The organism is Nitratireductor sp. StC3 (assembly GCF_003015025.1).
Lineage (GTDB): Bacteria > Pseudomonadota > Alphaproteobacteria > Rhizobiales > Rhizobiaceae > Mangrovimarina > Mangrovimarina alexandrii.
In genome coordinates this window covers 721,289-743,109 of sequence record NZ_PYBP01000001.1, presented here as the reverse complement: position 1 = coordinate 743,109, position 21,821 = coordinate 721,289, and the positions used below count along the sequence as shown (strand labels likewise).

The window sequence follows — 21,821 nt, the reverse complement described above, 5'->3', positions numbered from 1 at the left end:
TTTTGGCGAGCGTGTGCGCGTCCATGGCATCGACCGATCAAAAAAACCGGGGCCGAGGCCCCGGTTCGGTGTTGAGATCAGAAAAACCCTTTGCGTTGCCACCATCCGGCCTTGCGCGGCTTGGTCTCGGCGTCCGTCTCTTGTTCGCTGTCGGCGACAGAGGAGGTAACGACCGGCTCCGTCTCCTGCGTGCTCTCGGCGACCGGGGCGGTCACGACCGGTTCCGGCGCGACTGTCTCGGCCGCTTCGGCCGCCTTTCGTCTGCGCCTGGGTGCCTTTTTGGGGGTCGGTTCGGCCGCGGCGTCCTGTGTTTCCATTGTCTCGGCGGGCGCGGCACTCGCGGTTTCTGCGGTCTCGGTTTCGGCGTTTACGGTTGCCTCGTCCGCCGCGACGCTCTCGGCTACCTCGGCGACCGGTTCCGGTTTCAGATCGGTTTCGCCCGTCTCGTCCGTTTCGACGGCCGCCGGGTCGCCACCGGCCTCGTCGGCGGTCGCGTTCTCGTCGATCGGGGCGTCCTCCTCGCCCGCTTGGTCGCGGCGGTTCTTGCGCCCGCCGCGCTTGCCGCGCCGCCGTTTTTTGCGATCGCCGCCCGCATCGTCCTCATCGGATGCCGCCGCGTCTTCCGTTTGCTCGCCACCGTCCTGGTCGTCGTCCTGATCGGTTTCGGTGTCGCCGTTGTCGGCGTCCGCGGACAGATCCCTGTCGCGGCCGCCGCGCCGCTTGCGCCGCCGCCGTTTCTTGCGGCCGCGATTGTCGCCGTCCTCGGCCTCGTCCTGGCTGCTGACCGGGCTCGCGTCGGCATCCTCGGCGCTGTCGTCGACCTCGCCAGACACGCTGATCGGACCGAGCGCCTGAACATCGATCGGGCTTTCGACCGGCCCGCCCTTGGCGATCACGTAATGCTGCATGCCGATGCTTTCATCGGCTTCGATGGTGATCGTCAGCCCAAATCGTTCTTCCAGATCGGCAAGGTTGCCGCGTTTATGGTTGAGCACGTAGAGCGCGGTCGCCACCGGCGTGCGCACGGTGATGTGGTTGCGCGCATCCTTGAGCAAGAATTCCTCGATCGCCCGCACCACGTGCAGCGCCACCGAAGAATCGGAACGCACATGCCCGGTGCCACCGCATTGCGGGCAGGGTTTGGTGGTCGATTCCAGCACGCTGGCGCGGATGCGCTGGCGCGACATCTCCAACAGGCCGAAATGCGAGATGCGACCGACCTGGATCCGCGCCCGGTCGAGCTTGAGATGGTCTTTGAGCCGCTTTTCGACCGACCGGTTGTTGCGCTTTTCCTCCATGTCGATGAAGTCGATGACGATCAGGCCGGCCAGGTCGCGCAGCCGCAACTGGCGGGCGATCTCCTCGGCGGCCTCGAGATTCGTCTGCAGCGCGGTGTCCTCGATCGAGTGTTCCTTGGTCGAACGTCCCGAATTGACGTCGATCGACACCAGCGCCTCGGTCTGGTTGAGGATGATGTAGCCGCCCGATTTGAGCGTCACTTGCGGCTGCAGCATCTTGTCGAGCTGCGCCTCGACGCCGTGGCGCACGAAAAGCGGCACCACCTCGCGATAGGGCTGCACCGCTTTGGCATGGCTCGGCATCAGCATGCGCATGAAATCCTTGGCCTCGCGATAGCCTTCCTCGCCCGAAACCAGGATTTCGCCGATTTCCTTGTTGTAGAGATCGCGCACCGAGCGCTTGATCAGGCTGCCTTCCTCGTAGACCAGGCTCGGCGCGGTCGACGCAAGCGTCAGCGTGCGCACGTTTTCCCACATGCGCATCAGATATTCGTAGTCGCGCTTGATCTCGGCCTTGGTCCGGTTGGCGCCGGCCGTACGCAGGATCACGCCCATGCCCTGCGGCACTTCGAGGTTTTTCACCACGTCCTTGAGCCGCTTGCGGTCCGGTGCGCTGGTGATCTTACGCGAAATCCCGCCGCCGCGCGCCGTGTTGGGCATCAGCACGGAATAACGTCCAGCCAGCGACAGATAGGTGGTCAGCGCCGCACCCTTGTTGCCGCGTTCCTCCTTGACGACCTGGACGAGAAGGATCTGGCGGCGCTTGATGACTTCCTGGATCTTGTACTGCTTACGCACCGGCTTGCGGCGGCTCGGCAGCTCTTCCAATGCGTCCTCGGCGCCAACCGATTCGACCTCGCCGTCGGCCTCGTCCTGTGCGTCCGCCGTCTCATCGCCGCCTTGCCTTGCCCGGCCCCTGCGCCGCGAGCGGCCGCTGCGGGCCACGGGCGCGTCATCGTCCTGGGCGTCTGCCTGCTGGCTGTCCTGATCGTCGCCTTCGGCCTGGTCTTCGTCGTCGGATGCGTCCGCTGCTTCGGCCTCGGCCGGATCGGAGCTGACGACATCGGCATCGGTGCGCGCCGGGATCGCGGGGCCTTTCCTGTCGCCTTCTGCCGGATCGCCGTCGTCGCCCCGGTCCTCTTCGGCAAGCTCCGAAGCGGAGATGCCGGAATCGGCACTGTCGGCTGCCGGCTCGTCGGCGCGGCTCTCCTCTGAGCCGTTCTCATCCGCGCCGTTCTCATCGGCGTCGCTGTCGGCGCTTGCTTCGCGATCGGCCGCCGATCCGCCGCGTGCCCGCCCGCCGCGCTTGCGCCGCTTCGGGCGGCTGCGCTCGGCGCGTTCGTCCGCATCGTCCTCGTCGTCCTCCGACGCGGCTTCGGCCTCCGCTTCCAGCAGCGCCTGCCGGTCGGCGACCGGGATCTGGTAATAGTCAGGGTGGATTTCACTGAAGGCGAGAAACCCGTGACGGTTCCCGCCATATTCGACGAAAGCGGCCTGCAGGGAAGGTTCGACGCGGGTTACGCGTGCGAGATAGATATTTCCTTTGAGCTGCTTTTTGTCCTGTGATTCGAAATCAAACTCTTCAATCCGGTTGCCGCGAACCACGACAACGCGTGTTTCCTCCGGGTGGGAGGCATCGATAAGCATTTTGTTGGGCATTATTGCTGTTCTCCCCGGCAGCGATCCGCACCGGCGGGCTCAGTCTGCTGAGCCGTCGATGACCGGGGGGGATGGGGCTGCCGGACCAAATTGTGTTCGCCGTCGAGCGATGGGCGCCCCGCGCAATTCGGCCCGCTGCCGTGGCGGCGCGGGAGGCTCCGAATTGGTTGCTCAGGGTGCAGGCCATCAAGGGACCGTCGAACCGTTTCAATGGAGGCCCGGACAGGCCGGACCAGTTTGGTGCTCTTGTCGAGCCGGCGCGGAGTCGTCATGACCCGGCCGTTTTCCTGACGCAAAGGCTTTCTTTGTCATGAATGCCTTGACGAAATTCTGTTGGATCACCGGCGCGCCGAAGCTCGGGCCGTCGCGCAACGTCGCTCTTTACCTTCGAAAACCTTCAAAGGAAGGACGGCAAGACACGTTCCGGGGCATTGAAGTGACCCGCCGACGCTTTTATGATTTGGACGCGACAATAGCAACCCCGTTTGCGATGCCGGCAAAAGGCGATGGCGAGTGCTCCGCGCCGGCAAGGCTCGGTCAAGCGCGGTCGTGTAAGAGTGTCGTGGACACGGGGGTCCCGTCATAATTCGCCTGCCGCCCAACTGGATGCTGCACAACGTGCCTTGCCGCCCCAATCTTCCCGATCGCGCCGCGCTGGCGCTTGTGCTGCGCCGCCTGTTCATCGGGATCGTCGCCGCTATTTTTATCGCCTGGATGCCGGCCACGCTGCATGCACAAAACCCGGTTGCGGACCCGTTGGCGGCCAGCGCCTACCGCATGGCCGGCGACGCGACGCGCATGCGCGTGGTGATCGAGTTCGACCGCGAGCCGTCGCTGAAATGGTTTTTGCTGCGCGCGCCGCACCGGCTGGTCATCGACCTGCCCGCAACCGCGTTCGGCTTCGATGCCAAGGCGCTCGATCCGCGCGGGCTCGTCACCGAGGTCCGGTACGGCAATCTCGGCGATGGACGCTCGCGCATCATCCTGGCCTCCGACGGGCCGTTCGCGGTGGAAAAGCTGGCCGTGCGGAAAAACGAGGATGGGGCCGGCCACCGCATGATGCTCGATCTGGTCGCCGCCTCCGAGCGCCAGTTCGAACAGGCCATGGCCGACCTGGCGCGGGCCAACGGCTCGACCATCGCCCCGGACAAGCGGGACCGGCTGATCACCGCCCAGCGCGACGCCGATCGCAAGTTCACGATCGTGCTCGATCCCGGCCATGGCGGCATTGACGGCGGCGCCGAGGGCGTGCGCGGCACGGCCGAAAAGGACCTGACCTTGTCCTTTTGCCAGGAACTGCACGCCGCGCTCGAAAAGACGGGGCGCTACCGGGTCTTCATGACCCGGACCGAGGATGTGTTCTTGCGCCTCGATGAGCGGGTGCGCATCGCGCGCCAGCACGAGGCCGATCTGTTCATTTCCGTGCATGCCGATTCGATTCGCTATCGCAACATTCGCGGCGCCACCGTCTATACGTTTTCCGAACAGGCCTCCGACGAGATCGCCCGTGCCGCCGTGATCCGCGAGAATCTGGCCGATTCGCTGGCCGGCATCGAAAATCCGGAAAAGAGCCAGCAGGTGACCGACATTCTCGTCGATCTCGTCCGGCGCGAGACGCTCGGCTTTTCCGTGAGTTTTGCCCGCGCCCTGGTCGACAGGCTCGACGAGACGATCGAGATGATCAAGAACCCGCACCGCTCCGGGGCCTATCGCGTGTTGCGGGCCCCCGACGTCCCGTCCGTCCTGGTCGAACTCGGCTATCTGTCCAATCCCAAGGACGAGGCCCAGCTTCTCGACGTCGACTGGCGCAAGAGGGCGGTCGGCAGCCTGATCGAGGCGATCGCCTCTTATGCGGCCATGGTCGGGGGGGCGAGGGGATGAGGCGTCGGTGTGGATGGAATGGCTGCATGCCTTGCCGTCGCCGCAATTTGCCCACATCGGCGGGGCAGAAGGATTTGGATGCGTTTTGCCGGGGTGACGATGTCGGCAAGTGCGCTATAGCGGTCCCGCACGGGGATTCTTGCGGACTGGAGCACGGATGATACGCCTTATCGGTTATTTCTTCGGCATCGGCGTCATGCTGGCGCTTTTGGTGGCCGGCGGAGTCGCCCTTTATGTCGGCGACCTGACAAGCGACCTTCCCGATTACGAGGTGCTCGCCAAATACGAGCCGCCGGTAACGACCCGCGTGCATGCGGCGGACGGCTCGCTGATGGGCGAGTTCGCGCGTCAGCGCCGGCTTTATCTGCCGATCCAGGCTGTGCCGGACCGCGTCAAGGCGGCGTTCCTGTCGGCTGAGGACAAAAATTTCTACCACCACCCCGGCATCGACGTGATGGGCCTCACGCGGGCCGTCGTTACGAATTTGCGCAATATGGGCTCGGGTCGCCGGCCCGTGGGCGCGTCCACCATCACCCAGCAGGTGGCAAAAAACTTCCTTCTGACCTCCAAGCAGACCTATGAGCGCAAGATCCGCGAAATGCTGCTCGCCTTCCGTATCGAGCAGGCCTATTCCAAGGACCGCATCTTCGAGCTCTATCTCAACGAAATCTTCTTTGGTCTCGGCTCTTACGGCATCGCCGGCGCGGCGCTGACCTATTTCGACAAATCCGTCAACGAGTTGACCGTCGCAGACGCCGCCTATCTCGCCGCCTTGCCGAAGGGGCCGTCCAACTATCATCCTTTCCGCTACACCGAGCGCGCGATCGAGCGGCGCAACTGGGTGATCGATCAGATGGTCGACAACGGCTATGTTGATCCGCGCGAGGGCGAAAAGGCCAAGGCGACCGGCCTGAACGTCAAGCCGCGCCGTGGCGGCACCTATCTGTTCGCCGGTGAGTATTTCACCGAGGAGGTCCGCCGCGAGATCATCTCGCGCTATGGCGAGAACGCTCTTTACGAGGGCGGGCTTTCCGTGCGCACCACGCTCGATCCCAAGCTTCAGGTGATCGCGCGCGCCGCCCTGCAGAACGGCCTGCAGCGCTATGACACGCTGCGCGGCTATCGCGGCCCGATCACCACCATCGACATTTCCGGCGACTGGGGCGTGCCGTTGGCCGAGGTCGACGCGCTCGGCGATGTGCCGGAATGGAGGGTCGCCGCGGTGTTGGCCTCCGACGAGGACGGGCTGACGGTCGGGCTTCAACCGGGCCGCCAGGTGTCCGGCGAGATCGCCGAGGAGCGCGAGACGGTGCAAGTGCCGCTCGCCAACATGAAATGGGCCATGCGCCACGTGGTCGACGGCAAGCGGCTCAAGGCGAAATCGCCGGCCGACGTGCTGGCGCCCGGTGCCGTGGTTTATGTCGAGGAGGTCGAGGCGAGCGAGGGCGAGCCCGGCGGCTGGATGCTGCGCCAGGTGCCGCAGGTCAGCGGCGGCATGGTGGCCATGGACCCGCATACCGGGCGCGTGCTCGCCATGGTCGGCGGCTTTTCCTATTCGCAGTCGGAGTTCAACCGCGCCACGCAGGCCTATCGCCAACCCGGCTCGGCCTTCAAGCCGTTCGTTTACGCCGCCGCGCTCGACAACGGCTATACGCCGGCCTCCGTGGTGCTCGATGCGCCGATCACCATCCGCATCGGCAACGATGTCTGGCAGCCCAAGAACTATGGCGGCAAATCGGCGGGCCCCTCGACGCTGCGTGCCGGCATCGAGCGCTCGCGAAACCTGATGACCGTGCGGCTCGCCAACGACATGGGCATGCCGTTGGTGACCGAATATGCCGAGCGTTTCGGCGTCTACGACAAGATGGCGCCGCATATCGCCAATTCGCTCGGTTCCGGCGAAACCACGGTCATGCGCATGGTGTCGGCCTATTCGGTGTTCGCCAATGGCGGGCGCCAGATCAAGCCGTCGCTGATCGACCGTATCCAGGACCGTTATGGCGAGACCGTCTACAAGCACGACGAGCGGCGCTGCGAGGGCTGCAACGCCGAGGCCTGGAACGGCCAGTCGGAGCCGGAACTGATCGACGATGCCGAGCAGGTGCTCGATCCGATGACCGCCTATCAGATCACGTCGATGATGCAGGGCGTCGTCCAGCGCGGCACCGCGGTGACGCTTTCCGAGCTCGGACGCCCGATCGCCGGCAAGACCGGCACCACCAATGACGAGAAGGACGCCTGGTTCGTCGGTTTCACCCCCGACATCGTGGTGGGTGTTTACATGGGCTACGACCAGCCCCGGCCGATGGGCAAGGGGTCGACCGGCGGCGGGCTCGCCGCGCCGATCTTCAAGGAGTTCATGGCCGAGGCGCTGAAGGACATGCGTCCGGTCGACTTCCAGGTCCCCGAAGGCATGAAGCTGATCGCCATCAACCGCAAGACCGGCATGCACGCCAATCAGGGCGAGGGCGGCGTTATCATGGAAGCCTTCAAGCCCGGCACCGGACCCGCCGACACCTATTCCATCATCGGCGGCGATTTCGGCATTTCCGAACCGGCGGCGATATCGCCCTCGGCGAGCCGCGCCATCTCTTCGGGCGGCGGCGGTCTTTACTGACATCACGGCGCGGAGCCATGCGCCGTCCCGCCTTTACAGGCTGGGGGCGGCTCAATATGGTCCGCCGCGAATCTTAGGCTCAACACCAAAGAGCAGGTGAACTGCCATGCGCGCGGAAACCGAGACGCTTGTCGACGAAATCAAGCAGGCCATAAGCCTGCTGAGGAGGCATCTTTGACTGGGATCAGGCCCGCAAACGTCTCGACTATCTGAACGCGCGCGCCGAGGACGGCGAGCTCTGGAACGATCCCCAGCAGGCCCAGGAGTTGATGCGCGAGCGCCAGACGCTCGAGGATTCGATCGCCGCCATCACCCGCATGGACGCCGCGCTTGACGACAATGTCGAACTGATCGCACTCGGCGAGGAGGAAGGCGACGCCGCCGTCGTGGCCGAGGCCGAAGCCGCGATCAAGGCGCTGAAGACGGAACTGGCCGATCGGCAGATCGACACGTTGTTGTCGGGCGAGGCCGACGCGAACGACGCCTATCTGGAGGTCCATGCCGGCGCCGGCGGAACCGAAAGCCAGGATTGGGCGAACATGCTGTTGCGCATGTATTCGCGCTGGGCCGAGCGGCGCGGCTTCAAGGTCGAGGTGCTCGAGGTCCATGACGGCGAGGAAGCCGGTATCAAATCGGCCACCATTCTCGTCAAAGGCCGCAACGCCTATGGCTGGTTGAAAACCGAATCGGGCGTCCATCGGCTGGTGCGCATTTCGCCCTATGACAGCAATGCTCGGCGTCACACCTCGTTCGCCAGCGTGTGGGTCTATCCGGTGATCGACGATTCGATCGAGATCGAGGTCGCCGAATCGGATGTGCGCGTCGACACCTACCGCGCTTCCGGTGCAGGCGGCCAGCACGTCAACACCACCGATTCGGCGGTGCGCATCACCCATGTGCCGACCGGTATCGTCGTTCAGTGCCAGGCCGAACGCTCGCAGCACAAGAACCGCGCCAAGGCCTGGGACATGCTACGCGCGCGCCTCTACGAGGACGAGCTGAAAAAGCGCGAGGAGGCCGCCAGCGAGACCGAGGCCTCCAAGACCGATATCGGCTGGGGCCACCAGATCCGCTCCTACGTGCTTCAGCCCTATCAGTTGGTGAAGGATCTGCGCACGGGCACCGAAAGCACCAGTCCGCAGGATGTGCTGTCGGGCGATCTCGACGCCTTCATGAAGGCCTCCTTGTCGCAGCGCGTCCATGGCGGCGACACAGCCGAGGTGGCCGATCTCGACTGACCGGCGCGGAGCGACCGCCCCGCGCGGCCGCCCGCTCCCGACGACGCCTATTTTGCCGGCACCGGCAACAGAAAGCGTCCTATCCCCTCGTCGATCACCGTCTGGTAGGCCGGGATCCCGCTCACCTCGACTTGCTTGTCGGGATTGGCCTCGTTGTAGGCGATCAACATCTCCTCGATCGTGGCAAGCTGGCGCGCGGTCCGTTCGCGCAGCGGATGCCCGTTTTCGTCGAATGGCACGAACAGCCGGTCGAGCGCGGCGGCGCGGACATAGTTGACGTCCTTGCCCTCGACCACCAGCGCCTCGTCGGTCCGGCCGCGAAAGCGTCCCATGGCGGGATTGGCGGTCTCGCTCAGGATGGCGAAGGCTTCGGTATGGTCGCCGAATTCGCGATGGCTGAGGCCGCGCAGGGCCGGCGGCGATGCCATCAGGTCCATGGCGATTCCGCGCGTCTGCAATCCGATCATGGTCAGCGTGGCGATCTCGAAGGCGCGTTCATGCGCCACCAGCATGTTGATGATCGGATATTCGGGATAGGCCTCGTGCATGTCGAGCACGATGTCGACGCCCTCGGCGCGTGCCAGGGCAACGATGGCGGCGTTCAGCCGCGTTGTGTAGCGGCCGTCGGGATCGCCGGGAAAATTGCGGTTGAGATTGCGCGATTCCCAGCCGACCATGCGTTCGCCCGACTGGGGATGCAGGTGAAGGTCCGGGTCGGGCCACTGGTGGATCGGATTGGTGAGCCGCATGCCGACGCGAAACCACCGCGTACCGCCGGCCGTCTCGATCTCGTAGGTGTGGGGGAAACCTTCGAGCGGATCCGTGTGGGTGAAGCCGCTGCGATTGGCCTGTGGCAGAACGATGATGCGGCCACGCTGTGGCGTGGCGTTCTCCACCATCAGCACCGCGCCCATCAGGCCGGAGATCTCCTGGGGGTGGGTGCCGCCCAGAACCAGGGCGGTGCCGCCTGGCTCCGCGCCCTCAAGAATGAACACCGGCGTGTCGGCAGGTGTTCCCGCCATGGCCGGCACGTAGTCGCTCAGCATCTTCTGGCTGGTCACCCCCGGTCCCGCGACGATCGGCTCGGCCTCGTGCATGGACAGGAAGACTGCGCCCGAGGCGATGGCGGCCGCGGCCGCGGCCGCCGCCAGCAAGTAGGCGCGCGGACGATGAAAGGCGTCCTCGAAAAAGCGCTTCATGATCATTTCACCCCCACCGCGCGCAGGGCGAACGGAATGAAGACCAGCATGGCGAAGAATTGCTGCTGCCAGTCGCGTTGCCGAAACAGCATCCACAGCATCATCAGGGCTATGACGAGCGCCAGCGCCCGGTAGGCGTAGAACAGGAAGAGTTCGAAGAGCATCGTCCGGGTCTCCGTCAATGTTCGCGGATAGTGACGTGTTCGCTGATCAGCAATCCGGTGAGGCTGTCGGCGAAGATGAGCATGAGGATTGCCAGCACCGCGATCACCAGCGCGGCTCCGGCCGAGGCGCGCAGCACCGCGCCGAGGCGCGTATCGCCGACCACGTAGGTGGCGAGCGCGGCGGCGATCGCCGTCGGCGGCATGAATTCCGAAAGGGCGGCGATCGCCGACAGGCCGCTGACATTAAGGATCATGTCCTGGTGGATCAGCGCGAAGGCGAACGGCACGCCCAGAATATTGGCCGCGCCGATACTGGTCAGCACGCCGCCGAAGATCGGGATGACCACCATCTCGACGAAGGTCCAGGGCGGCGGGAAGGCCATCGAGTTGATGACCAGGAACCCGCGCACGCCGGTCAGCGTCATGATCTGGACCGCCACGCCGACCGTCACCAATACGGCTGCAAGCACCAGCGGCGTGCCGGAAAAGGTCGCAGACATCGTCGCGCCGAGACCGCGTCGGCCGAGCGCGGGCAGTATCATCAGCGCGCCTGCGACCAGCACGATCGGGACTGCCGGGTCGGGGATCGTGCTGGGAAAGAGCCGCAGCAGCGTCCAGAACACGAGGATTGCGGCAATGGCCGCGAGACCGGTCAGCGCGAGTCCCGGCGCACCCGTTTGCCCCGCCGCCGGCGTTGCCGCGCCCCGCAACCGCCACGCGCAGCTGGCCACCATGAACAGCGCCGGCGGGACAGCCAGGCACAGCAGCGGCAGCGAAAAGCCGATATAGGGCATGTTGACGCCGTCGGCGATCGTCATGGCGGGCACGTTCAGCGGCGGCGCGATCATGCCGCAGGTCGCCAGCACGGCGATGAAGGCGCCGATGCGATGGCTTTCCATGCCGGTCTGGCGCAACATCGGCACCACGAGCACGCCTGCCGCCAGCACCGCAACACCGGCAATGCCCACGAACATGCCGACGGTGAAAAGCAGCAGACCGGCAAAGCCGAGCACCAGCCACGGATTGCCGCCCAGAACGGCATGGGCGTGGCGGCCGAACGCGTCGGCGACGCCCGACATGTGCATGGCCTGACCGAAGAACGCACCGGCAAACAGTGCTAGAACGAGATTGATGTAGCCGAAGCCGCCCTCGATCAGGTGCCGGAAAGGAATGCCGAAGCCGGCAAGCAGGGCCGCAAGTATCGACACGACGATAAGGGCGGCGGGCAGGGGCCAGCGCAGCGGCCACGTCAGCACGCACAGCGCGAGAGCGGCGATCGCGAAGATCAAACCGGGGGAAAGCATATCGTTTGTGTCCTCCTGGAAAACGCACCGCACGGGGCGGCGCGAAGGGTTAGCGCTGTCGCGGCTTCGGCGGCATGCCGTAGACGGCGCGGTTGTTGCCGACCATCGGCAGGGGCACGGGATCGAAGGGCAGGCCCCAATCGGCGGCGAGCGCGCGCATGTTGAGAAGATGCAGCACCGGCATGTCGGCGTTGGAAGCCCGCACGATCAGCCCCGGCGTGCCGTCGGTGCATGTCAAAACCTGCCCGCGCGTCATCGGCGGCAGCGTGGCGCCGTTTGCGCAGGTGCCGAGCGCGGCGACCGAGCCGCCGGAATTGATCAGCAGGCCCGGCCGGTCGCCGGCAGCGGCCGCACCGAGCGTGTAGAGCCTGTCGATCAGCGCTTCGACGGGCCTGTTTTCGACCAGCGGCACGCCATGGCGCCGTGCGGCTGCGCGCAGGGCCGCGATCCCGTCCGTCCCCATCGTGCCGCCGACGCCGCCGCCGCCGCCGATGACGGCGGCGATCGACTTTGCCGCGATCACACCCTTGGCGCGCAGTTCCGTTTCGATATCGAGCCAGGTCAGGGCGGCATCGGTGGCACCGTGCATCGATGCGCCGAGCGAGCTTATCAGTACCGGCTTCAGGCCAAGTGTCTCGACGGCCGCGATCGCGGCGATATTGGCGCCGATGAAGGAGCCGGAGACGACCACCAGAACCGGCGTTCCCCGCGCCAGTTCGAGTTCGGCGATGCGGCCGACGAGGGCGGCCGCAAGATCGGGATTGGTCGCGGTGCGTTTGGCGGCCGGATCGCCGAGCGATGTGGTCGTTTCGGTGAATTCGGAGCCGAGCAGACCGGTGCGGTTGGGGTCGAAGGCGGGCGGCTGCGACAGCCCGAGCTCTGCGCGCTGCGCGCGCGCCACTTGCGTCGCCGCCTGCATTTTTTGCGCGGCGCGCACCATCTCTCCGTGAGCGGGATGCGTAAGACGTCCGAGCCGCGCCTCGACAAGCTGCCACATGGCGACGGACAAGGCCGCCGCGACTGCGAGCGCGACAAAGGGCGTTGGCGACAGCGGCTCGTGGCCGGCGTAGCGGATCGGGGTCGAGGCATGCATCGTCAGGACCACCACGGCACGATCAGCATTGCCAGCGCCCGCGTCAGCGGCGTTGCGATCGCGATCATCAGCAACGTGCGCACCGGGCCCTGGCGATCCATCTGGTGGGCGATCAGGCCGGGCACGATGAAACCCAGGCCGCCCCATTCCAGCGCGATCGGCCCGAGCCCGCCGCGCAGGGCCTGGATGCCGGTCGTCAGCACAAGCGCCAGCAGGATCGCCACGCCGAAGCGGCGCGTTCCGTAGAGAAAGAGCACCCGCGACAGCGCCAGCAACAGGCCCCACGTGGCAAAGGCCGCGAGGGCGATGGTTGCCAGCATGCCCGGACGGTCGAGGACGAGCGCCAGGTAGCCCGGCGCGATCACGCCGCCGGCGCTGAGGCCGGTGAGCTGGAAAAGGGCCAGACTGACGGCGATGCCGAGGCCGAGCGTCAGTGTCAGCACGGCGTGGCCTCGCTCTTCAGCAGTCGAACGATGTCGCGGCCGAGCCGGGAATAATTGCCGATTCCCCATATGGTGGCCTCGGCCGGCGCCGCCTCGACGAGCGTGGCCAGTGCGCGTCTGGCGTTGTTGGTCACAAGCCGGTGCACGCGCGCGTCGGCGAGGCCGGCGGCGCGCGTCCAGCGGCGTGGTACGAAACCGGAAAGATAAATCTCCGCGCGTGGCGCCAGGCCTGCCAGACAGGCAAGGAAGGCGCGCGTGCGCTCGGGCCGGTCGTGGCGCGCGTTGAGCAGGATAACCGGTACGCCGGGACATGGCGTCTCGTGCCAGAGCTGTTCGAGCGAGCGTGTGTCGTTGCACGAAAAGGCGCTGGCGAAACGGAACCGACGCCCATCGAGCGCGCCGCAGGACACGAAAAAGGCGCCGCAATCCACGCCCGCCTCGTCGAAACCGGCGTGAGCGGTGTCGGCGGCGATGCCAAGCGTCGCACACAGAGCCATCGCCAGGGCCCGGTTGGCCTCGTCATGGTCGACGGCGGCGGTGGGGACGGTCGTTACCGCGCAGTTCCGGCGCGCCGCCCGAGCACGGATCGGTCCGTCCGCCGCCTCGTCGGACACGATCAGCCGGCCCCCCTGCGGCACCACCAGGCTCATCGCATGGGCGGCGGCCAGCGGGTGACGGCCCACCACTTCGGCGTGGTCGGGACGTGCATTGGTGATCAGCGTATGGGTTGCCCGCACCAGGTAGTTTTCCGACGCCCATAGATACTCCGGTTCGATCGCCATTGATTCCAACACCACCGCGTCGACGTTCCGTCGCCGTGCTTCGCGGAAAAAGTGCGTCTGTTCGGAAATGCTCGGCGGCCCCCAGCGCGGCCAGTCACGTTCGCTCCCGTCCGGCAGGATCAGCACCGGGTCCGTGCCGGTTGTCTTGACCAGAACGCGCCGGCCGTCGGCCCGCAACGCGGCCCCGATCAGTCGCGCCACGCTGGTCTTGCCGCGCGAGCCGGCGACATGGATACGTATCGGCACGGCCCGCCTGCAGTGCGCGTGAGCGAAGGCGGCCAGCCAAAGCCATGCGACGATGCCGACAGCGCTGACCAGCAAGGCGAGAAAAAGCTTCAGGTCGCTGATAAAGGGCAGCGTCATAGTCCGCCTCGCCGATCTGAAGAAAAGGCCGGGCGGCCGCTTGGCGCCCAGGACCTATTGGGCGGCGAGCTCACCGGCGAGAACGGGGCCAACCTCAGTCAATTTGTCGATCTGCGTGATCGGGATGTTTTTTTCGGCTGCGACGGTGTCGAAATAGCCGTCCGCATTCCCCGTTTTCCACACCACCAGGCTGTCGGCGCGCGGGGCGACGAGTTGCACGAACTGCTCTGACAGGCCCTGGCGCCGTTCGGCGCCGCCGATGTGAACGCCGATGATCTTCACGCCGGCGGCCTTGGCTGCGTCCAGCAGGGCGGTGGTGCGCTCGTTCTCCGTCTCGGCCGTGATGCCGGCCGCGCCGAATCCCTTCACGCTGGCGCCGACCGCGATCACCACCGCGCTGCGCCCGTCGAGATCGGCCGCGCGCGCATGCGGGTCGTAGTCGTTGGCCACGCCGGCCCGCCCGAGCAGGGTCTTGACCGTGAAGGCGTCGAGCGCCTGACCGGAGGAGGTTACGAGAACGGCGGCCTTGTCTTGCGCCAGTGCGGCAACAGGCACCAGCAACAGGGCGACGGCAAGGGCCAGGCGCGCGGTGAACGTCATGGGAGGTGTCCTTGGTTCGTTGTCATGAGAAAACGGCCGGGCGGTCAGGCCGCCCGGCTGTCGGTCTTTGCCTCAATAGCCGCTGACGAAGTCGCGGCCATTGGGTGCTGCGCCACCCCACAACGCCCCGCTTTCCGGGTCGATGATCATCATCTGCGTGGTGCCGCGCGAGGGGTTGGAGAAGGTGCCGGGCTCGTCCACTTCGTATCCCATTGCGATCAGCGCGGCGCGAGTGTCGGGCGCGAAACCGGGATCGAGGCCGATCGAGGTTCCGCCGGTGTAGTGGTAGATGTCGCCGTAGCGGAAACGCGGCTCGTCGAGTGCTTGTTGCGGATCCATCTTGAAGTCGATCGCGTTCACGATCGGCTGGGCGATGCCCCACATCGTGGCTTCCGCGCCGGCACCACCAACGAGCATGTAGAGCTTGTCGCCCTGGAAGATCATGCCCGGAGACAACGTCCAGCGGTTGCGTTTGCCCGGCTCCATGCCCAGCACGCCCGGCTTCTCGCCGGTCCAGATATTCACATCAATGTCGAACCAGTCCATGCCGTTGCTCAGCACCAGGCCGGTGCCTTCCACGACCATGCCCGCGCCGAAAAACGTGCCGAGCGTATTGGTGGCCGAGATCGAGTTGCCTTCTTCGTCGCGGATCACGATGTGCGAGGTCGAGTGATTCGGCCAGTCAGGCTGGTGAAGCGAGGCGTGATCGACGGGCTTGAACTCGCGCACGCCGCTGTCGCCGATCGCCTTGCGAATATCCTCGGCCGCCTCGTCGGACAACAGACGGTCCACCGGGACGTCGACGAAGGCCGGATCGCCATTATACTGGTAGGCATGCTGATAGGCGTATTTGGTCGCCTCGATGAACAGCCGCAAATATTCCGGCGAGTTGCGCTCCATCGATGCGAGGTCGTAGCCCTTGAGCGTATTGAGAATCTCCATCCAGGTGATGGAAGAGGATGACGGCGGATTGCCGTAGACCGTATAGCCACGATAGTCGATCGTGATCGGCTCCGACCACTTCACGCTGTAGTCGGCCAGATCCTGCTTGGTGATCAGACCGCCTTCCTGCTCCATGAAGGCGACGAGTTGATCGCCAACCGGGCCGTCATAGAGCGCGGCCGATCCCATCTCCGCGAATTTGCGATAGGTGGCCGCCAGATCTGGCCGCTTGAGCATATAGCCCGCGGGTGGTGCTGCGCCGTCGACCAGAAATTCCTCGCCCCAGGTCGGGTAGGGGGCCAGTTCGGGGATATGGCGCTTGACGTGGAACGCCGTCGCCGGGTCGAACGGCCAGCCGTCTTCCGCGTAGCCGATGGCATCGACCCACAAATCCGCCCACGGCAGCTTGCCGCATTTCTGGTGCACTTCCTCCCAGCCCTTGAGGGCGCCGGGTACCGTCGGGGCTAGAATGCCGCGCCGCTTGTGTTCCATCGTTTCGTATTTGGCCGGGTCGGTCGCTGCGGGGGCGAGGCCGTTGTAGTCGACCGCCTGGACCTTCTTGTTGTCGCCGTTCGGCGTGTGCACCAGCGCGTAGCCCGAGCCGAGCGGACCCATCATGTCGGTCAGCATCAGGCTCAGCGTCGCGGATGCGGCCACGAAGGCGTCGCACGCCGTGCCGCCTGCGCGCATGGCCTTGATGCCGGATTCGACCGCGAGCGGATGTCCGGCCACCACCATGGCGCGCGGGGCGACCACGGCTTGGTCCAGAGCGAATGCGGGCACGGCGAACATAGTTCCCGCCAGCAACGCGCCGGCCGCCAACGCGCCCGACATTGGTTTTCTAACGATTGCGTTCATTGGTTCCTCCAACTGGCCGACGCCGGGACACGACGATGGCATCCGCGCATTACGCAGCGTCAACCAATCGATACAAGCGCGACCGAATTGGCCAGTTCCGAAATTCCATTGATCCAGGCTTGAAAAAGGCAAATAAGTTTTTGATTTTTATGCTTTGGATCGAGATTTGGGGTGTTGTTATTTGATTTTTTGTTCGTTTTATATGCATTATTTTCAATGGATATTTTTTAAGTACAAGTTGATTTGCTTCTATGGAGCAAAATTGATCGATTTTATATTTATTTTATTTGGATAAGCGCAGCCATTCGCCGATCTGCTGATCGGTGGGAAGCGGGTCAAAAACCCGGCGCGTGGCCTTGCTGGCCGCGTTGTCGGCCCGGCCGACGCGTCAGGTCATGTCGTCGGCCGCGAGCGTGCCGAGATCGGCGAACGGGCCGGAATTGGTTCGTGTGCTGGCCTTCTCGACGAGGTAGTCGCCGGTCTTGAGAATATCCTCGACCATTGCCGCCCGCGCCTCCTCGGGCGCTCTGGCGTCCATGGCGTCGAGGATCTTCACATGCGAGCTCGCGTCCCACAGACCCGGCGAGTTGAGGGAGTAGTACATGGTCGGGCCGCTGCGCAGCCAAAGCGATTCGATCAGCGGCATCATGATGTCGGAATCGGCATGGCCGTAGATGGCGAAGTGGAATTTTTGGTTGGCGCGCAGCACCTCGGCCATGTCGCCTTGGCCGTGGGCCTCTATAATCGATTGGTTGAGCCGTTCCAGTTTCTCCAGCAACTCGTCGGTCACCTTCTCGCAGGCGACACGCGTCGCCACGCCCTCGATCAGGGTGCGCATCTCAAACAGTTGTGACAGGCTTGTCGCATTCAGCCGCGGCACCCGCACCGAGCGGTTCGGGAGTTCCTCGAGCGCGTTGGCGGCGACCAGCCGGCTGAGGCTTTCGCGAATTGGCATGGGGCTCGTTCCCAGGCTGGCGGCTAGCTTTCGCAGGCTGAACACCTGCCCGGGCACGAACAGACCCGACATCAGGCCGTAGCGCAGGCTGGTCAGAACCCTGTCCTGAACCTTGCCGCGCCCTGACGGTTTGACCGTCTTCGTGTCCGTTTCTGCCGGCGTCGTCCGTGTCATGCCTGTCTCCTGAAAGCGAATTTGGCCATCTGTCATTTCGGCTATTGTGATGACACTTTGAGATCATTATACCAGCTTGGCTTCGCCGGGTAAAACCCCCAGGCGACCGAGGCGGCGAGTTTCGGTGGCAGGTTCACCATCCTGGTGGCGGGCCGCAAGAAAATAGTGAGGAGAGCCTTGGCATGGTGGTCCACAAAGGTCTCATCAACGTCATGGACTACCGGGCGGCCGCAGAGCGCGCTCTTCCGCGTATGCTCTATGATTTTGTCGCCGGCGGTGCGCTCGATGAGCAGACCGTTTCCCGCAATCGGGCAGGTTTCGGAGACTGGTGGCTGCGCGGACGCAGTTTTCGCTCCAGTGCGCAGGTGTCGTTGCGGCGCGATCTTTTCGGCAGCACTCTTTCGTTTCCGCTTATGCTCGCCCCCACCGGCGCGTCCGGCCTGCTGTGGCCATTCGGCGAGGCCGAAGCGGCCCGGGCGGCGGCGGCCAAGGGGATCGTCATGCAGGTTTCGGCCGGTTCCCTGCAATCCATGGAGGACATCGAAGCCGCGTCGGACGGTGATAAATGGCTCCAGCTTTTCCTCTATCGCGATCGCGGGCTGACGCTGGAATTTCTCGAGCGCGCGCGCGCGGCCGGGTACCGCGCCATCTGTGTGACGACCGATGCGCCCGTGCACGGCCGGCGCGATCGCGACAGCCGCAACGGGTTTTCCATTGACCGCAAGCTGACCCCGGCCACCCTGATCGACGTCGTGTGGCATTATCGTTGGTGGCTGCGAATGGCGCGCGCGCCGCGTTTTGCGATGCAGAATTTCGCCGGTCGCTCGACCGGCAACATGGTCGACATGGCCGCCTATATCTCCTCCGTACTCGATCCGGACGTGACCTGGGACGATTTTTCCTGGTTGCGCGAGCAATGGCAGGGGCCTCTCGTCGTCAAGGGCGTTCTCGATCCGCGCGATGCGCGTGAGGCGGTTGAACGCGGTGCCGACGCCGTGCAGGTTTCCAATCATGGCGGCCGCCAGCTCGACGGCACGCTTGCCAGTATCGATGCCCTGCCGGCCGTCGTCGAGGCGGTCGGCGGCCGTGTGCCGGTGCTGCTCGACGGCGGCATCTCCAGAGGCACGGACATCGTCAAGGCGGTGGCGCTCGGCGCCCATGCCTGCGTCATCGGCCGGGCGCATCTGTGGGGCCTGGCCGTCGCAGGGGCGAGGGGGGTCGAGGCGGTTCTCGACATTCTCGAACAGGAAATGCGCAACGCCATGACGATCGGCGGCTGGAAAACGTTATGCGAACTCGATCGCGCGTCGGTCGCGCGCCTCCCGTCCACCTCGCTGCAAGGAGAACGACACGATGGCTGAACTTCACAGGATCCCCGGCACCGCGCGCATGAGTGCGGCGGTCATGCACAACGGCACCGTCTATCTCAAGGGCGTCACGTCGCGGAACGGCCCGCCCGACATCGCCGGTCAGACGCGCGACGTTCTGGGTCAGATCGATCGGCTTCTGGCAGAGGCTGGCACGTCGAAAGAAAACGTCATCCAGGTGATGATCTGGCTGAGCGATATCGCGGATTTCGAGGCGATGAACGCCGTTTACGATGATTGGGTCGTCGAGGGGCGGCAACCGGTGCGTGCTTGCGTGCAGGCCAGTCTCGCCAGCCCCGCGCTGCGTGTCGAGATGCAGGTCCAGGCGGCCGTGTGATCGGTAAATGGAGCGCGCGGGCCCAGCCGTGCGCTCCATTCCTCGTATCTTGCCGGACGGTGCTTCAGATAATGTCGATGCTGCCCGGTGCCCTGCTGCGTTTGGGCAGGCTTTCGTAGCACAATTTGGAATGCGACAGGCTCATGGTCACCAGGGCGATCGCCATATTGATCGCACAGGCCATGGGTTCGACGATCGGCACGCCAACGCGTGTCTTCAGATCGTTGATGTAGCCGGACATGGCCGTGCAGCCGAACAGGATCACCTCGGCCCGGTGGTCCTCGATCGCTCGGCGTATCTCGAACTCGATCGTAGGCAGGCAATGTGCCTTGCTCTCGATCAGTTCGGCCGGTGGAACGTCGACGGCGTGCATAGACACGACCGTGTCGGCATAGCCATAGGCGCGAATATGCTCTTCTAGATGCTGGCGGCCGTTGCGCATCCCGATCACCGAAATGCGCTTGCCGAGCACGCTCGCCACCGCCAGCCCTGATTGCCCCGGCGCCATGACCGGGATCGAAACCGTCTCGCGGGCGGCTCGCAGAACGGGATCGACCATGCAGTCGAGCACGACGGCGTCGAAGCCGTCCTGCTCGGCGCGGCGGACTTCCTTGAGAACGTGCGGACCGGCCAGCACTTCTTCGGTCGCGAACTCCATCGAGTAGGGGCCCTGCTCGACCGCGCGAACCTCGATCTCGACGCCCGTGCGTTCCCAAACTGTCCGCTGCTTGCGCATTCCCGCAATGACCTTTGGCGAACGAACCGGAACGATGTCACATATGCGCATGAATACTCCTCGCCGGCACTCGACCGGCATTCAGATTTTGTGATCACGTATTGAGATCATTAATGGGAAAAATTGCAACGTCAAGCCGGTGGCGCGCAAGGCGGCGCGGCCGATTCGAGCGCACGCGCTCAACTTTCGCTCTTGCAAATCGAAAAGTGTCATCACAAAATGCAATCATGAAATGCTATTCCTAGTAGATAGCCAAAATGGGAGAGGATCTGATGAAACTGAAGAGATTTGCCGCGCTTGCCCTGTCGGTAGCCATGCTCGGGCTGGCCGGGGTCGGCACCGCCGCCGCGTTCCCGGACAAGCCCGTTACGCTTGTCGTGCCGTGGCCGGCCGGTGGCGGCAGCGACACTTTAATGCGCATGATCGCGGAAGGCGCGACCGGGTCGCTCGGTCAGCCCGTAGTGGTTGTGAACAAGCCGGGCGCCGGCGGTTCGCTCGGCCTGCGCGAGGTCGCCGAGAGCCCGCCCGACGGCTACACGATGAGCATGGTCGCTACCGGTTTCATTGCCGAGCAATACGGCAACCCCAATTCGCCGACGCTGGACCAATACAAGGTCGTCGCCTTCATCGGCGTCGATCCTGCGATCATCGCGGCCGGCAAGGACACCGGCATTAAGACGCTCGAGCAACTGGTCGCCGAAGGCAAGGCGGAGCCGGGCAAGCTGCGCAATGCCAACGACCAACCCGGCGGTACGGCCTTCGTGGCGGCTTCGCTGATGGAAATCGCGCTCGGCATCGACCTGACCCTCGTGCCCTATCAGGGGTCGGCGCCGGTGGTGCAGGCCATCATGTCCGGCGAGACCCAGACCGCCACGCCCTCGGTCACCGATTTGATCGCCCAGCACAAGGCCGGCGAGGTGACGATCCTGGCCGTGGCCGGTGCCGAGCGGCATTTTCTGGCCCCCGACATTCCCACGTTCACCGAAGCGGGTTTCCCGCTGGTGACCGGTACGGTCCGCGCCATCGTCGTCCCGGCCGAGACGCCGGACGAGGTCGTCGCGAAGCTGGAAGCCGCGATCATGGCGGCCCTCGGCGAAGAGGACTTCAAGAAGCGGGCGACCGCGGCCGGCTTTTCGATCGCGCCGCTGGGATCGGCCGACGCGACCGCCTTCCTGCAAAAGATGGACGAGGACATGTATCCGGTTCTGCTCGAGGCCGGCCTCGTAAAAGTCCGCCAGAAATGAGCCGGGCGGGCGCAACCGGAAAACCGGCGCGCCGGCACAAAGCGGGCCAGGCTGCTGGCGGCGACGAAGAGCGTCGCCCGGCGCTTGCCGAGCTTCTTGCGGGGGGCGCCTTCGCCGGGATAGCGCTGGTGGGCATGACCAGCCTTGCTAACAACGAATATCTGGAACTCGGACGCACCGGCTCCGATCCGGGACCTGGTTTCGTGCCGTGGATTGCGCTCACCGTCCTGCTGATCGGGGGCGTCGGCCATATACTGATCGTGCTGCGCCGCGCTCTCGTGCATGGCGGCTTCCGTGCAGCCGACGGCGGGTTTTCGCCGGCTCGGCTTTGGATGCCGTGGCTGATGCTGCTCTCGCTCGTGGCCTACCAGGCCGCGTTGCGACCGTTCGGGTTTCTGTCGGCGAGCATCGCCTTCGGGATCGTCTGGGTCGTGATCCTGCATTGGCGTTCGGGCGAGGGGCTTTGCGCCCGCCATGTCGTGCAATTGCCGGCCGAGGGCGTGGCGCTCGCTGTCGGCGTCTATCTGATTTTCCGCCACGGCATCCAGGTGCCGCTCCCATGAAAGC

18 protein-coding genes are annotated in these 21,821 nt (G+C 65.1%); 7 read left to right on the top strand and 11 right to left on the bottom strand.

What is annotated here, in order from left to right:
- Nucleotides 1–77: 77 nt before the first annotated feature.
- Entirely contained in the window at nt 78–2,957 is a 2,880-nt protein-coding gene (locus C7T96_RS03660) for a ribonuclease E/G (protein WP_106569774.1), read from the bottom strand.
- 618 nt (nt 2,958–3,575) lie between these two features.
- Between C7T96_RS03660 and C7T96_RS03655 the strand changes: the two genes are divergently transcribed.
- From C7T96_RS03655 to prfB, 3 genes are all read left to right on the top strand, one after another.
- Nucleotides 3,576–4,838, top strand: a complete 1,263-nt coding sequence (locus C7T96_RS03655) for an N-acetylmuramoyl-L-alanine amidase (protein ID WP_245414048.1) — start codon at nt 3,576–3,578, stop codon at nt 4,836–4,838.
- Nucleotides 4,839–4,995: 157 nt separating this feature from the next.
- On the top strand, nt 4,996–7,455 hold the full coding sequence (locus tag C7T96_RS03650; protein WP_106569772.1) for a penicillin-binding protein 1A: 2,460 nt from the start codon (nt 4,996–4,998) through the stop codon (nt 7,453–7,455).
- Between the two features lie 106 nt (nt 7,456–7,561).
- Nucleotides 7,562–8,693, top strand: a protein-coding gene (prfB, locus tag C7T96_RS03645; RefSeq protein WP_106569771.1) for a peptide chain release factor 2 whose coding sequence is annotated in 2 segments (ribosomal slippage) — nt 7,562–7,627 and nt 7,629–8,693 — 1,131 coding nt in all. Because the reading frame shifts where the segments join, the coding sequence is not laid out codon by codon here.
- A 47-nt stretch (nt 8,694–8,740) separates the two neighbouring features.
- Here the strand turns inward: prfB and C7T96_RS03640 are convergent.
- The 9 genes from C7T96_RS03640 to C7T96_RS03605 form a co-directional block, all read right to left on the bottom strand.
- Complete coding sequence (locus tag C7T96_RS03640; RefSeq protein ID WP_158264301.1) at nt 8,741–9,892, bottom strand: succinylglutamate desuccinylase/aspartoacylase family protein; 1,152 nt, start codon at nt 9,890–9,892, stop codon at nt 8,741–8,743.
- 2 nt (nt 9,893–9,894) lie between these two features.
- On the bottom strand, nt 9,895–10,056 hold the full coding sequence (locus C7T96_RS23975; protein WP_158264300.1) for a hypothetical protein: 162 nt from the start codon (nt 10,054–10,056) through the stop codon (nt 9,895–9,897).
- A gap of 14 nt (nt 10,057–10,070) precedes the next feature.
- Entirely contained in the window at nt 10,071–11,360 is a 1,290-nt protein-coding gene (locus C7T96_RS03635; RefSeq protein WP_106569769.1) for a hypothetical protein, read from the bottom strand.
- A 49-nt stretch (nt 11,361–11,409) separates the two neighbouring features.
- A complete protein-coding gene (pgsW, locus tag C7T96_RS03630; protein ID WP_158264299.1) occupies nt 11,410–12,468 on the bottom strand; it encodes a poly-gamma-glutamate system protein in 1,059 nt (352 codons plus the stop codon).
- Nucleotides 12,456–12,896: a poly-gamma-glutamate biosynthesis protein PgsC/CapC gene (locus C7T96_RS03625; RefSeq protein WP_127597343.1), complete on the bottom strand. Its 441-nt coding sequence runs from the start codon at nt 12,894–12,896 to the stop codon at nt 12,456–12,458. The genes pgsW and C7T96_RS03625 overlap by 13 nt, the downstream gene beginning before the upstream one ends.
- The gene (gene pgsB / locus C7T96_RS03620; RefSeq protein WP_106569766.1) at nt 12,890–14,041 is read right to left on the bottom strand and encodes a poly-gamma-glutamate synthase PgsB; all 1,152 of its coding nucleotides are present in this window, start codon (nt 14,039–14,041) and stop codon (nt 12,890–12,892) included. Before pgsB ends, C7T96_RS03625 begins: the two co-directional genes overlap by 7 nt.
- A 54-nt stretch (nt 14,042–14,095) precedes the next feature.
- Nucleotides 14,096–14,641, bottom strand: coding sequence for a DUF6305 family protein (locus C7T96_RS03615; protein ID WP_106569765.1), 546 nt, complete (start codon nt 14,639–14,641; stop codon nt 14,096–14,098).
- 72 nt (nt 14,642–14,713) lie between these two features.
- Nucleotides 14,714–16,441 carry a gamma-glutamyltransferase family protein gene (locus tag C7T96_RS03610; RefSeq protein WP_158264298.1) on the bottom strand — a complete coding sequence of 576 codons (1,728 nt, stop codon included), beginning with the start codon at nt 16,439–16,441 and terminating at the stop codon, nt 14,714–14,716.
- A gap of 388 nt (nt 16,442–16,829) precedes the next feature.
- Nucleotides 16,830–17,570, bottom strand: a complete 741-nt coding sequence (locus tag C7T96_RS03605) for a GntR family transcriptional regulator (RefSeq protein WP_127597351.1) — start codon at nt 17,568–17,570, stop codon at nt 16,830–16,832.
- Nucleotides 17,571–17,752: 182 nt separating this feature from the next.
- Between C7T96_RS03605 and C7T96_RS03600 the strand changes: the two genes are divergently transcribed.
- Both C7T96_RS03600 and C7T96_RS03595 read left to right on the top strand, forming a co-directional pair.
- Nucleotides 17,753–18,931 (top strand): alpha-hydroxy acid oxidase, encoded by a 1,179-nt coding sequence (locus C7T96_RS03600; protein ID WP_106569762.1) that lies wholly within the window; start codon nt 17,753–17,755, stop codon nt 18,929–18,931.
- Nucleotides 18,924–19,274: a RidA family protein gene (locus C7T96_RS03595; RefSeq protein WP_106569761.1), complete on the top strand. Its 351-nt coding sequence runs from the start codon at nt 18,924–18,926 to the stop codon at nt 19,272–19,274. The genes C7T96_RS03600 and C7T96_RS03595 overlap by 8 nt, the downstream gene beginning before the upstream one ends.
- A 64-nt stretch (nt 19,275–19,338) precedes the next feature.
- Here C7T96_RS03595 and C7T96_RS03590 read toward each other — a convergent pair whose 3' ends face one another.
- Nucleotides 19,339–20,010, bottom strand: a complete 672-nt coding sequence (locus C7T96_RS03590; protein WP_106569760.1) for an aspartate/glutamate racemase family protein — start codon at nt 20,008–20,010, stop codon at nt 19,339–19,341.
- A gap of 272 nt (nt 20,011–20,282) precedes the next feature.
- Here C7T96_RS03590 and C7T96_RS03585 point away from each other — a divergent pair, with 272 nt between their 5' ends.
- The gene (locus tag C7T96_RS03585; protein WP_158264297.1) at nt 20,283–21,254 is read left to right on the top strand and encodes a tripartite tricarboxylate transporter substrate binding protein; all 972 of its coding nucleotides are present in this window, start codon (nt 20,283–20,285) and stop codon (nt 21,252–21,254) included.
- Complete coding sequence (locus C7T96_RS03580; RefSeq protein ID WP_106569758.1) at nt 21,251–21,817, top strand: tripartite tricarboxylate transporter TctB family protein; 567 nt, start codon at nt 21,251–21,253, stop codon at nt 21,815–21,817. Before C7T96_RS03585 ends, C7T96_RS03580 begins: the two co-directional genes overlap by 4 nt.
- Nucleotides 21,818–21,821 lie beyond the last annotated feature (4 nt).